Annotated in this window: 12 protein-coding genes; 6 read left to right on the top strand and 6 right to left on the bottom strand. The window is 40.6% G+C overall.

All coding sequences use genetic code 11. The annotated features are described in order from the left end of the window. The first annotated feature begins 360 nt into the window (after positions 1-360). Genes kdsA through P3L44_RS11120 form a run of 3 tightly spaced genes read left to right on the top strand, consistent with a single transcriptional unit; the run spans position 361 to position 2,885 of the window. Positions 361-1,215 carry a 3-deoxy-8-phosphooctulonate synthase gene (gene kdsA, locus P3L44_RS11130; protein WP_004255137.1) on the top strand — a complete coding sequence of 285 codons (855 nt, stop codon included), beginning with the start codon at positions 361-363 and terminating at the stop codon, positions 1,213-1,215. 12 nt (positions 1,216-1,227) lie between these two features. After that, positions 1,228-2,130: a TIGR01212 family radical SAM protein gene (locus tag P3L44_RS11125; protein WP_140172395.1), complete on the top strand. Its 903-nt coding sequence runs from the start codon at positions 1,228-1,230 to the stop codon at positions 2,128-2,130. Between the two features lie 20 nt (positions 2,131-2,150). After that, on the top strand, positions 2,151-2,885 hold the full coding sequence (locus P3L44_RS11120; RefSeq protein ID WP_140172396.1) for a tetratricopeptide repeat protein: 735 nt from the start codon (positions 2,151-2,153) through the stop codon (positions 2,883-2,885). A 50-nt stretch (positions 2,886-2,935) separates the two neighbouring features. Here P3L44_RS11120 and dauA read toward each other — a convergent pair whose 3' ends face one another. The 6 genes from dauA to P3L44_RS11090 all read right to left on the bottom strand — a co-directional run bounded on the left by dauA (position 2,936) and on the right by P3L44_RS11090 (position 10,324). Then, positions 2,936-4,669: a C4-dicarboxylic acid transporter DauA gene (dauA, locus tag P3L44_RS11115; RefSeq protein ID WP_004255130.1), complete on the bottom strand. Its 1,734-nt coding sequence runs from the start codon at positions 4,667-4,669 to the stop codon at positions 2,936-2,938. Positions 4,670-4,959: 290 nt separating this feature from the next. Next, positions 4,960-5,349, bottom strand: a complete 390-nt coding sequence (locus P3L44_RS11110) for a hypothetical protein (protein ID WP_272662277.1) — start codon at positions 5,347-5,349, stop codon at positions 4,960-4,962. Between the two features lie 8 nt (positions 5,350-5,357). Then, entirely contained in the window at positions 5,358-6,701 is a 1,344-nt protein-coding gene (locus P3L44_RS11105; protein ID WP_272662279.1) for a phosphatase PAP2/dual specificity phosphatase family protein, read from the bottom strand. Between the two features lie 180 nt (positions 6,702-6,881). Beyond that, positions 6,882-8,648: a bifunctional alpha/beta hydrolase/class I SAM-dependent methyltransferase gene (locus P3L44_RS11100; protein WP_272662281.1), complete on the bottom strand. Its 1,767-nt coding sequence runs from the start codon at positions 8,646-8,648 to the stop codon at positions 6,882-6,884. 9 nt (positions 8,649-8,657) lie between these two features. Then, on the bottom strand, positions 8,658-9,281 hold the full coding sequence (locus P3L44_RS11095; RefSeq protein WP_140172400.1) for a CDP-alcohol phosphatidyltransferase family protein: 624 nt from the start codon (positions 9,279-9,281) through the stop codon (positions 8,658-8,660). 239 nt (positions 9,282-9,520) lie between these two features. Beyond that, positions 9,521-10,324, bottom strand: coding sequence for a helix-turn-helix domain-containing protein (locus P3L44_RS11090; RefSeq protein ID WP_140172401.1), 804 nt, complete (start codon positions 10,322-10,324; stop codon positions 9,521-9,523). Between the two features lie 153 nt (positions 10,325-10,477). Between P3L44_RS11090 and P3L44_RS11085 the strand changes: the two genes are divergently transcribed. From P3L44_RS11085 to dapA, 3 genes are read left to right on the top strand one after another with little or no spacing between them, the layout of a single operon-like run. After that, the gene (locus P3L44_RS11085) at positions 10,478-11,428 is read left to right on the top strand and encodes a 4-hydroxyproline epimerase (RefSeq protein ID WP_094962523.1); all 951 of its coding nucleotides are present in this window, start codon (positions 10,478-10,480) and stop codon (positions 11,426-11,428) included. Between the two features lie 9 nt (positions 11,429-11,437). Beyond that, positions 11,438-12,685 carry an NAD(P)/FAD-dependent oxidoreductase gene (locus P3L44_RS11080; protein WP_272662283.1) on the top strand — a complete coding sequence of 416 codons (1,248 nt, stop codon included), beginning with the start codon at positions 11,438-11,440 and terminating at the stop codon, positions 12,683-12,685. Between the two features lie 17 nt (positions 12,686-12,702). Continuing rightward, positions 12,703-13,569 (top strand): 4-hydroxy-tetrahydrodipicolinate synthase, encoded by an 867-nt coding sequence (gene dapA / locus P3L44_RS11075; RefSeq protein ID WP_140172403.1) that lies wholly within the window; start codon positions 12,703-12,705, stop codon positions 13,567-13,569. Positions 13,570-13,577: the final 8 nt, after the last annotated feature.

The raw sequence follows: 13,577 nt of genomic DNA, 5'->3' as shown, positions 1-13,577 counted from the left end.
ATTAAAAATAAGCAATTCTCATTTGTTGGCGTATATTTATCTCTGTTCTCTAATTAACCACATACCTTAAAGATAGCAACCTATAAAAATATTTTTCGGTTGCTATTGATCCGTTTGAAACGGAGTCCTGAAAAGACGGGCAGGGTTATTTCTGGTTGGTGTTTCATTATCTGCAATGATTGGACTTACCATCCCAAATATAGCAATGTACTAACTTGGCATGCACGGCTTAGAATAGAAACATCGATTTTAACGGTTTCGTTTTTCTTGTACCTAAATTGTACCTAATTTAAAAGTGTTATGATTGCAGTTCATTTAAAACAATGACTTAAGATATAATTACATATTTAAGGTAAGAGTATGCAACAGAAAGTAGTCAATATTGGTGATATCAATGTCGCGAACGACTTGCCGTTTGTGTTATTTGGTGGAATGAATGTATTAGAATCCCGCGATATGGCGATGAAAGTGTGTGAGCATTATGTCACGGTGACACAAAAGCTGGGAATTCCTTATGTTTTTAAAGCGTCATTTGATAAAGCAAATCGCTCATCAATCCACTCTTATCGTGGCCCTGGTCTTGAAGAAGGAATGAAAATATTCCAAGAGTTGAAACAAACATTTGGCGTAAAAATCATTACTGATGTTCATGAGCCAGCACAGGCCGCCCCTGTTGCTGAAGTCGTTGATGTTATCCAATTACCTGCGTTCTTAGCACGCCAAACAGATTTAGTTGCGGCAATGGCTAAAACAGATGCAGTAATTAATATTAAAAAACCACAGTTTATCAGCCCAGGGCAAATGGGGAATATCGTCGAGAAATTTATCGAAGGCGGTAATGATAAAATTATTCTTTGCGACCGCGGTGCGAACTTTGGTTATGACAATCTAGTGGTTGATATGCTTGGCTTTAATGTCATGGTCCAAGCATCAAAAGGCTGTCCTGTCATTTTCGACGTAACCCATGCACTGCAATGCCGCGACCCGTTCGGTGCAGCATCTGGTGGCCGTCGTGGCCAAGTTGCTGAGTTGGCAAGAGCTGGAATGGCGGTTGGAATAGCAGGTTTATTCCTTGAAGCGCATCCAGACCCAGACAACGCACGTTGCGATGGCCCATCAGCACTGCCATTAGATAAGCTGGAGCCATTCCTGAAACAAATGAAAGCAATTGACGAAGTTGTAAAAAGCTTCCCAGAGTTAGATACAAGTCGCTAAGTTAGGCGGTTTATGCAACTCACTGAAGTCGTTTCTATGTTCGGCGCTGATTTACAGCGCCGATATGGTGAAAAAATCTATAAAATCACCTTACATGGTGGCTTTAATTGCCCGAACCGTGATGGCACCCTTGGGCGAGGAGGCTGCACTTTTTGTAATGTGGCCTCTTTTGCTGATGAAAGTCAGTCATCTCAAACTATTAGTGAACAAATTCACCAACAGATCACCCGAATTTCCCGCGCAAAACGTTATTTAGCTTATTTTCAAGCCTATACCAGCACTTATGCCGAAGTGAGCCTATTAAAACAACTTTATGAAGAAGCCTTACTGCAAGCCGATATTGTTGGTTTATGCGTAGGAACTCGCCCTGACTGTGCCCCTGAATCCGTTTTGTCTTTGTTAGGCCAGTATCAACAGAAAGGCTATGAAATATGGCTTGAGCTAGGTTTACAAAGTGCTCATGATAAAACGCTACATCGTATTAATCGTGGACATGGTTTTGATGCATACCGACAGACAACGCAAAAAGCCCGTAGCCTTGGATTAAAAGTTTGTACGCATTTGATTTGTGGATTACCCGGGGAAAATGGCCAAATGAACATGGAAACACTTGATAAAGTGCTTGAATGCGGAACGGATGGTATCAAATTACATCCGTTACATATTGTTGAAGGCAGTGTGATGGCCAAAAGTTGGCGAACAGGGCGCTTGGCAACGCTTTCTCTTGATGAATATACCCAAACTGCTGGTGAAATGGTACGCCATACTCCAACTGACATTGTCTACCACCGTATCAGTGCAAGTGCAAGAAAGCCAACTTTGCTCGCCCCGAACTGGTGTGAAAATCATTGGGTGGGAATGAATAATTTATATCAATATTTCTTAAAATGGGGAGGGCAAGGCTCCGCGCTTTGACTTCTTTAATGAGAACAACTATGAAATCAAATTTTTATAAAGCTATTATCGTTTCATCTTTAATTACGTTTTCTTTTCAAGCTGCCGCTCAACTTGATATTACTCCTGGAGATAAACAAAAATTTGTACAAACTCACCAAAAAGCAGTCAAGAAAGATGCCCTTGCTCAGTACCAACTTGCTCAAATGTATTTTTCCGGTTTAGGTGTCCTACAAAATTTTAATAGTGCGCGTTTATGGGCAAATGAAGCGGCAAAAAACGGTAATGCGGATGGTTATGCATTATTGGCGGATATCAATCTATTAAGTGATAGTTACTTTTCGCAGGAATTGGCTGATGCCCGTAAATACGCGACAAAAGCGGTTGAAATGGGCAGTACGCGAGGAAAAATCAGTTTGGCAGAGTCATTGATAAACCCAATTGCAGGCAAAACGGATTATCAACAATCTATAGAACTTCTTAATGAAGTTAATGCGTTAAATAACCCGGATTATTTTATTGCTCCAATTTTGCTTGGTGTTATTTATTTAGATGGCAAAGGCGTTGCAAAAGACGAAAAGCAAGCACAGCAATGGTTTGATAAAGCAAATGAGATGACTTATCCAGGCTATGCAGAGTGGATGGCTGCGTTTAGATTTTCTGAAGATAACACAGGAACGGTGACCATCGACCAAGTTAAAGCAAAAAAATTAAGGGAAATAGCCTGCGAAAAAGGAAAAAATACAGGGAATGAGATGTTTTGTTTTAGTGAGTGATAGCTAAACCGCCATGTGAAATAGCATGGCGGTTTGCTTTGATACCTAAGTTAAGGCGTTGTTGTTGGTTTTTCTGTGTCGATAGAACCTGCCTGTTCGATAGCTTTAACGGCTTCAAGTGCATGATCCATTGAATTATAAAAGCTCAATACGCCTTCAATAGGTGTCACTTTCGCTCTTGCCAAAGTTTTTAATGGCTGGAACGGAATGTCACAAACTAAGACATGGGTATCTTTGCGTACGGCATCTATGAATTTTTCGAAAGCTTCTAAACCACCTGCATCTAAAACCGGCACTGCGTCCCATTGCATAATAATGGTTTCATAACCTGCGCTTTTGACGCGCAATTCATCAAAAATACGTTCAGCAGCTGCGAAAAATAATGGGCCATTTATTCTTACGACTAAGCGGCTTCGCTCTTCGTCTGTTTCCGCGAGTTGTGTTGAACGGGTCATATTGGCAATACGCCGCATGAACAATAACGACGCGAGAACAATCCCGACAGTGATAGCAATAACCATATCAAATAGAACAGTTAGAGACATACATAGTACTAATACAATAATGTCATCTTTTGGCGCACGTTTAATCAGGTAAACGACTTTGCCCGCAGCACTCATGTTCCAAGCCACAATCAATAGTAATGCAGACATTGCGGCTAATGGCAGATAAGAGAGCATTGGTGCAAGAACTAATAATGTAAGTATCACCAGTATTGAGTGAATAATCGCAGAAATGGGGGATGTAGCACCTGCACGGACGTTAGCTGCAGAGCGTGCTATTGCAGCGGTTGCTGTGATCCCACCAAAAAAAGGCGCCGCAATGTTCCCCACACCTTGGCCAATAAGTTCACTATTGGAATGGTGCTTGGTTCCTGTCATGTTGTCCAATACTACAGCACATAACAGTGACTCAATTGCGCCAAGTACCGCCATAGAAAATGCTGCAGGCATTAATGCGGTGATCATCGCCCAGTTGATTGGCGCACTTCCGGGGAGTTCCCATGGCAAAATAAACTGCGGTAGGATAGGGGGAATACCATTACCTTCAGTACCATCAGGCAATAAATAGCTAAATTCAGAACCGATAGTCGCGACTTCCATACCAAATAATGAAAGTACCCACATGACGAAAGTCCCGACAATAAGGGCTGGCAAATGGCCGGGAAGTTTTAATTTTAGTTTAGGCCAGAAGATAAGCACCAAAAGGGTTGAAAGACCAATTAGTGTGTCACTGTACTGAAAAGTGGGGAAGGTATTGCCAATAGCAATGAGCTTATCAACATAGTTTTCTGGGACATGCGCCATTTGCAAGCCAAAGAAATCTTTAATTTGCATGGTAGCAATGGTGATAGCAATTCCCGAAGTAAAGCCTAAGGTGACAGAAACGGGTATGTATTCAATAAACTTACCAAAGCGAGCAAACCCCATCGCAAGAAGTATAACACCTGACATCAATGTGGCGACTAATAACCCACTTAACCCAAATTGTTGAGAGACAGGATAGAGGATCACCACAAAAGCCGCTGTGGGGCCTGAAACGCTATAGCGTGACCCACCAGTTACCGCGATGACGATCCCAGCAATCGCGGCAGTATAAAGCCCATATTGAGGCGGAACACCGCTAGCGATAGCCAAAGCCATTGCGAGGGGGATAGCGATAATACCCACGGTAATACCCGCGATTAAATCCTTAATAAAGCGGGTAGCCGTATATTTTTCTTTCCAACAAGAATCTATTAGCGCACTAAAAGGGCGCAACCTATTAATTTTTTTTGTACTCATTATACCCTACCAAATAACAGGGTGAAAAATAAACGAAAGATGTACCTATAAGGATACGCTTAGCAATCTAAAAAAAATCTGTTATGTATCAATGAATCTGCAATTATCATAACGTTTTCAGTAACAAAAGTAAAAAACCGTTATATTATAAAGAAAAATAGTTAGAGTACATTTTATATGGCTATTTTTCTTTTTTAGACTATATATGTGAATGATGTAAGCGTAATTTTATTTTTTAAGTAGTAATTATAAATCATTATAAATAAATAATTAGTCAACACGTATAATGGCTAAATTGTTATGATTGCTACCAATAATCCTATCCATTGCAGTAGTACTAGCCCAATAGCACGTATGAAAAGACGTTTAGTCCCAGACCACCTTTGCTGCATCGTATGATGTTTGATTTTGCTTGGAAATAAAAAATTTAAAGCGTTATCAAAATGTTCTGTTTCATTATGTGTGTAGATAATTTTAAAGAAATGGTTATCTAGCCATAGGCGATATATATAATATTGGCAAATTATATATATAATTACATTGACGAATAAAATATATTTAGGGTAATTAGAATCCAAAAATAAACTTAATTGGCAAAATAATGCTAATACAGACCCTACAGCGAAATAACGCCAACTATGAGTCAAAATAGTGATGACTTCACCTTGTTGTTTATTCATCAATGTATTCATTTTTTCACTCGGTTTAGGTGGTAATGGGTATACCAATAATTCAGCTGCTCTATCGTTGCTGTATTTAAAATCACTTGTGGGCGAGTTTGCTCAACTAATACTACGGCCCTTTCTATATTTTTAGCATCACCATGATGTACCAGCCATGCAACAGCCACAGTCGCACTTCGTGAGTAACCTAATTTGCAATGAATATATACCGCACCGTGTTTTACCAACTCATCCATAGTATGGATTGACTTTTCGATATCTTCCGCGCTTAGAGGTAACAAATCAATTTGCGGTTGGCTACAATATTTCAGCCCTTTACTGTAAGAATTGCGAGGCCATTCGCAAGTCATATCTAGAACAGCTTGAGTTTGCAAAGCGTAAAGCGGGCGCCCTCCCAAAACAATATGTTTACTGACAATACTGGGTTGTGCGCAGTGCTTAGCGAAGTAATGATAGGTTCCCCAAGCAATCAGCCGGTATGGCAGTAATAAAATAGCAGCTGAAGGGGAAATATTACCTTCCGGTGTTTTTTGGAAAACGCTGGCTCCGGCTCCTAAGTAGCCAAGGGTAATAAAAAAGAGGGCAATAGCAGGCCATAATAGTAACCAAGCGAACCCTTGGAAGGTAAAAGCAAGAATTAAACAAGCAAGAGAACTGGTTCCATAGTTTTTACTCATTTTAAAACTGCGAGGAGAACCTGTGTAATGCCATTGCCAATGGGTTTGTATAGGAAGTAAATAGCTAATTAATAGGCCAACGACAAAGCCAGTGATGACATCAATAAAGTGGTGTTGCCATGTGGTTAGAACTGAAATTAAAATTAAAACAGACCAACTATGAAGCAACCAGCGCCATTTTGTTGGTGTATGTGCTCGAAAACGTAACCATAGGATCCACAATAAAATAATATGTAATGAAGGGGCTTGGTTAAAGGGGAGATCAAATAGCTCTAGGTTGTTAAACATCCAGCCAAATAGGCCATCAGTGCTTGGTCGAGGGAAACTAAACTTTAGTGGAAATAGCAAAAAACCAATACAAGCAACAAGAGAAGCCGTGATCAGCCGTAAGCCGTGAATGGTTTGTTCTTTACGGGTCGTGCAAATAAATAATGATAACCCATAGAATAAGTCAATGCTCCAATAGGGAATGATAGTCCAAGGAAGAAATGGGATATGTGTTTCCCAAGAAAAAACGAGAGAGGGAACCTGGTCTAACGTTGCGGTATAGGTATTGACTTGGCCATAAGTTAAGAAGAAAAAAGGTGCTAGAAAAACTAACCATAGCAAACCAGAAAGTATTATTTTGCGTCGAGGTACAACCTGTTGAGGTTCGCGGGTTGCAGTTATCATCCTTTATCCTATTCCTTAAATGTCAACGAACTGGTGGTGATATTAGTAAATGATTGGGAAAACAAATAACGCTAAGCAGCATAGGTGCTTTGCTAACAATAAACAACGGCTATCATCTAAAGTTGAAGTAAGTGATTGATGGCAATAATGTGTCACCAATCACTCTGGAGGATAACTAGATTAACGCCGTCTAGCTATAGATACGCTGAATATGCCCCAGTTATCAATTGATTGGTTTAGTTTTTCAAAGCCCGCTTCTTCAACTAAAGCATCCATTTCGCCTTGGCTACGGCAACGCATAACCCATGCTTGCCCACCTTGGTGGCTTGGGAGTACCCGGGCAATCATTTCAACTTGAGGGTGCCATGGTTGACAGGTATAAATTAATAGCCCGCCAGATGGAATTGCCCGAGAAAGCCCATTTAATGAAGCCTTTATCATTTCATTATTGGGGAACAGCTCATACAAACCACTGACGATGCCAATTGTTGGTGATGGTGAAACCGCAGCTAGATCATCGGCATCAAAAGCATTACCTTCAGTAAATTGGATTTTGTCTTCAAGGTAACGTTCTTTTATATGTAATCGCCCTTGCTCAACATTGATAGGGCTATAGTCTCTTAGCAGGACGGACTCGACTTTTCCATAGTCATTAATCGCATCAAAAATATAACGAGCTTGGCCTGCGGCAATATCCATAATTCGCACGGGCGTCCCTTTCTCTGTTAGGTCACGAATAGCCTGCCGAATAATATTTTCAATATTCACTTTGCGTTGGCGTATTCCTTGCCAGCCAATACTGTTGAGATATTGCCTATCAATCACACGGCCAAACAAGCCTTTCCCCTGCGCTTTATCGCGGTATACGTAATCAAGGGTCGAACCTGAATCAAACCCTTTATCATAACCAATACGAATACCTTCAGAAGCTTTGCCAAGTGTGCTCATTGATTTGCTCATAATTTTATAAGCAAGATTTTTGGGACACCATTTAGGTAATGGTGTCATGAGTGAACGATATTTTTCAGCGCTGACACTCCACGTATCTTCATATTGATAATTATGTTGGTAGCACGGTAAGGCGAATAATTTGCCAATAAACTCACGGATTTTCTCAAGTGGGATATGGCGTTCTTTTTCACCTAAAGTGTCATGATAAAAACCGGGTAATATATGCTTTTCTTTTATTGGGGTGTTTAATTTTTCAAAAAACTGATGTTGAGGCTGGTGGTGAACAACGTGGTCGCTACCCGAAATAAATAGTTGAGTGGGCAAAGTAATTGCACCCGCATCAGCAACGATGCGATCAGCCGTTTTATACAGCTCAAGTAAAATATTGACGGCAATAGGGCGAGTGATCAATGGGTCGCGATTAAACGAATCAATTCGTTGTGCATCGTGAGTGAGAAATTTAGCTTTAACATACGAATTTACATAGAACAAGCCTCGAGCCTTTTGCATTAAAGCAAGCCCTGTTCGGGCAAATGGAACATACAATTTAACTTTAAATGCAGGGGAGGCGAGTACCATCCCTCGAATTTTGGGGGCGTAGTCATGAACCCAAGCGGAGACAAGAACGGCACCAACACTTTGCCCAATGACAATGATATTTTCTAACGGAATATTATATTCAGCGGAAATGTAACGCACAAACTCATCGACATCATTGATGGATGTGCTTAGTGAAGGGCTATAACCTCGAGGGCCATCATTTCTACCATGGCCACGGGCATCCCATGCAAACATAGCATAGTCAGGTAAATTGAGTTCATCGACTAAATGGGCGACTCGGCCGGAATGTTCATGGCCTCGATGAAATAAAATAATCGCTTTGTTGGTCGGCGTTTCTGTTGGCCAATGTCGATAAAAAAGAGAAGTATGGTCACTGGTGGTAAATTGGGACTCAATAACGGGACGTTGCGTCAGATAATCTGTCTGAACGTTCATAATTCTTCCTTAATTATTATTCGCCGATGTAGATAATTCACAAAGAGCACGGCGAATACGGTTATAGCAAGTATAAAACAGCAACAAAGTTAAAAGGATAAACAGATAATTTACCCAACTAGAAAAGATAATCTGTGGAAAAATGCTAACGAGCAGTCCTAGCGTACCAAAAATAAAGGCTCGATCACTTTTACCAATAGGGCCGTCATAGCGCCGAGATGCACCAATTGATTGAGCGATAACGCCAATAAACTCAGTGAGTAGCGCAAGAAATAGAATTAATAAAATAAGCCAAAATGCTTGAGGGAAAATAACGGCAAATGGTGAGTAGAGTGCGACATCTGAAATGACATCACCAAGCTCATTTAATATTGCACCCAGATGGCTTTTCTGGTTGTGTTCTCTTGCTAACATGCCATCAATCGCATTGAGTGCCATACGAATAAACAGAACGAAAGGTAATAAAATAAACAGGTGCGGATTTGGAATGAACAGTAATAGCATTCCGCTGATCACGGATAAAAGTAAAGCCGCCAAGGTGACTTGGTTGGCGGTAACTCCCACACTAAATAACTTATGAACAATTGGACGAAGCAGATCTTGAAATTTAGGTTTCAGATCGTAAATGGTCATTGAGTGTTCCTTTCTCGTCACTGCACAATGATGCAGCTTTGGGATATATCAATACCCGATTGATTGATGTCTGCAATAAGAGCTATCTTAAGTTAGAAAATAACCAAGGAATATAGCCGTGTTATTTTAGTAAAAAAATTATTCTAACAATTTGAATAATTAACTAAAAACATTTAATGAAATTAAATGGAATGGATTTATTCACGTTGAGGAAAACAGATTAGCAATATGATACCCGATCACGTCAATATCTTTTGTTTATCGATTCTTGAACGCATTCGTTTAAATTGGCTGGGTGTCATTGTGGTCATTTCTTTGAATTTACGGCAAAAAGCGCTGTGATCAGCGTAGGCACATTTACTGGAAATCTCAGTGATTGAAAAATCATCTTCGAGCAGTTCAATAGCATGTTCAAGCCGCATTTTTTGAATATATTGCTGAGGGGTTATCAAAAAAATAGCTTTAAACTGGCGGTTTAATTGGGAAAGGGAGAGGCCAGATATTTCAGCAAGAGTTGTCATTTTTATAGCGGTATCAAAATGTTCACTAATATGGCGTTCAACACGGCTAAGCTGGTTGTTCAGCTTAGGACTGACAGATTTTACATCTTGTAAATCCACTGAAATTCCTGCAACCCCAATAACCTGGTTACGTGTATTAAAAATAGGAACCTTAGTCGTTAAGCACCATCCCAACAAACCCGCTTTATACAGGTGAAGCTCTAGTTTATTAATGACGCTAATTTTCTTTTCCATCACTAAATAGTCCTGAGAACTATAAGTTTGGCCGAGTTCCGAATGAAAAATATCCTCAGCGCCTTTACCAACGAGATGATTAACACTGTCGATTTTACAACGAGTAGCTAGATTATCATTAGCCAATAAATACTTTGCATTATGGTCTTTTATAAAAAAAGTCACATTAGGCAAGGTATTAATTAGAGGCATAATTAAACCTAAATGATTTAATAAAACGTCAATATTATCAACGGGAAACAGCATATTTTCCTGACTAATCAATAGCAATTTATTTAGATTGATCATGCTGCGCTCCGAAATATTAAATTAATCTTACTAATTCTGTTAAATATTTTGAGATTGTGCAGAAAACCGCATAAGTTTGTTAGAAAGATATCAAGAGTTGTTAACAAAAATCAAGCATTCTATTAACAATGATAATAAATAGGATGCTAGCTGATGCAATCTCAATATACCAAAATTGAAGTTATCGATTCCCATACCGCAGGCGAGCCAACTCGGCTAGTCATTGATGGATTCCCTGATTTAGGGCAACAAAGCATGGCATCGAGATTGGAGCAATTACGCAAGCAACATGATGTATGGCGTAAAACCACCATTTTAGAGCCACGTGGCAATGACATTCTTGTTGGCGCATTACTCTGCAAACCACAAAACCCAGCGGCAACAGCAGGTGTGATTTTTTTTAACAATCAAGGTTATCTGGGAATGTGTGGCCACGGCACTATCGGTTTAGTGGCTTCGTTGCATTTTCTCGGTCATATCACTTATGGCAAACATCTTATTGAAACTCCGGTAGGAGATGTGACGGCGCAACTACACCAAGATGGTAGCGTGAGCATTCAGAATGTTTATTCATATCGTTATCGCAAAGCGGTACAAGTTAATGTTCCAGACCTCGGCCCCATTACTGGGGATATTGCTTGGGGCGGAAATTGGTTTTTTCTTGTTGAACAGTCACCAGTCGCCATTGATTACCAAAATATTAAATTACTGACAGAAGTCAGCTTAAAGATTAAACAAGCCTTAGCTGATCAAGGTATCTACGGTAAAGATGACCAAGAAATTGACCATATCGAATTATTCGGTTCACACCCCAATGCTAATAGCCAAAGTTTTGTTTTGTGCCCTGGTGGCGCTTATGACCGCTCGCCTTGTGGAACAGGGACTAGCGCCAAACTTGCCTGCTTAGCGGCAGATAAAAAGCTGGCAGCTGGTGAAATTTGGCATCAAGCCAGTGTTATTGGTAGCCAATTTCAAGCCAGTTTTCAGCAGGCAGATGAAAACGGCATTATTCCTACTATTCGCGGACATGCCTATATCAGTGGGAAAAATACCTTATTGATAGATGAACAAGACCCATTTAGGTTTGGAATTTCGGTGGCATAGGGGAATGAAATGGAACGCAAATATCCAGTGATTGTAGTGGGTGGCGGTATTATTGGCCTGAGTATTGCGCTGACAGTTCAAGCTAATGGGTCAAACGTATTGTTGCTTGATAAACATGAAATTGGCCAAGGCGCCTCATTTGGCAACGCAGGGCATATTGCGACAGAACAAGTTTTTCCGATTGCTGACCCGAGTGTCTTAAAATCACTTCCAAAAATGCTACTTGACCCATTAGGGCCTTTGCGCTTGGATTGGCGTTATCTATTACCCTTAACCCCTTGGTTAATAAAATTATTGGGTAATATGCGCCATAAGCCTTTTACCCATATTCATCACACTTTGACGACATTAAATAGTGCCGCTTTTGATTCATGGCAAGCATTTATTCAAAAATGGCAATTAAGTGACCTTGTCAAAATGAAGGGGTCACTGTTGGTGGCTGAGAAAAAAGAAACTCTCGATAAGTTAAGTCATCACAGTGAGTACCTACAAAGTATTGGTGTGACAAATCAATTGATTGGTCAAAATGCGCTACTCACACGCGAACCTGCTTTATCTGAAAGCCAAATCGGGGGCATTTTTTATCCAGATACAGGCCATGTTGTGGATTTATGTGCATTACACCAAAAGTTGACCGAGGCGTTTTTACAAGCGGGTGGGCAAGTATTAACCCACTGTGAAGTAACAGAAATTACATCAACATCGAATCAACAAGTAGTATTGACAACGACCCAAGGGCAGTTCACAGGACAAAAAATTGTTATTGCGGGTGGCGCATTCTCTAAATCGTTAGTCAAAATGGTCAGCCGCATCAAAGTGCCACTTGAAACAGAGCGTGGTTATCACTTGATGTTGCCGAATGAATTAGGCCGTTTATCAATACCAGTATCAAGTATGGATAGGCGTTTTATTATGACGCCAATGTCTCAAGGGTTACGCCTTGCAGGAACCGTGGAATACGCAGGGCTAAAGCGCCCCGCAAATATGCAGCGTGCTCAACATTTTCTTCCGTTAGCACAACCAATGCTCAAGGAAACATTAAACAGCCAACAATCGACATCATGGATGGGGTTTCGCCCATCCACATCAGACTCATTGCCAGTTTTAGACCACAAAGGTCCCTATATTTTTGCATTTGGTCACCAACACTTGGGGTTAACCCAAGCGGCGATCACCGCAGATATTGTGAATAGTTTTATTCATCAGCAGCCGACAAGCATCGACTGTACCCCTTTTTCCATTGAACGATTTCTTTAATTTTGAGGAGAATTCAAATGAATTTCCATGGCATTCTTGTTCCTTTAGTGACCCCGTTTCATGATGATTTAACACTAAATATCAGTGCACTTGCTGAATTAACTGAAAAACTTATTGAGCGAGGTGTTACCGGTTTAGTGGTTTGTGGGACAACAGGGGAATATTACGCATTAAATGAAGATGAACGTAAAACCGTGTTATCTACCGTTTGCAAGATTGCAAAAGGGCGAGTGACATTAATTGCGGGCATTAACGACTTATCAACCGAGGGGGCAATCGCACGCGCGAAACAAGCTCAAGAGCTCGGTTATGAAGGGTTAATGTTATCGCCTCCGCCGTATAGTCTGCCGGACCAGCAAGGGGTGTATGCCCACTATGAAAAAGTCGCAAAATCAACACCATTACCCATTATTATGTACAATTTTCCCGCTCGGATTGGTATTGAAATCGACATTGAAACGGTCATTAAGTTAGCTGAAATTGACAATATTGTCGCCATCAAAGAAAGCAGCGGTAGCTTTAGCCGAGCATTGCATCTATTACAAACACCATTCAAAAATTTCGAGGTTATTTGTGGCTGTGATGACCAACCTGTGGATTTCTTCTTTTGGGGTTCGAAAAGTTGGATAGCGGGTGCGGGGAACGTATTCCCCGCAGAGCAAGTTGCTATTTTTAATGCAGCGCAGGCGGGTGACTGGCAACAAGCGAAGCAAATTATGACTGAAATCTATCCTGCAATTTACTCAATGGAGTCAGGGAACTATAACCAAAAAGCCAAGGCGGGTTGCTTGAATGGAACGTTCAATGTTGGCCCGGTTCGTTTGCCTCTGTCAAATCTAGCGTCTCAAGAACGTGATGAATTTATTAAATTAATTAAACGCTAGGGGGAAAT

The organism is Providencia sp. PROV175 (assembly GCF_032707045.1).
GTDB classification, from domain to species: domain Bacteria; phylum Pseudomonadota; class Gammaproteobacteria; order Enterobacterales; family Enterobacteriaceae; genus Providencia; species Providencia hangzhouensis.
Note: the sequence above shows the minus strand (reverse complement) of the source record. Positions and strands in the feature narration are given on the sequence as shown.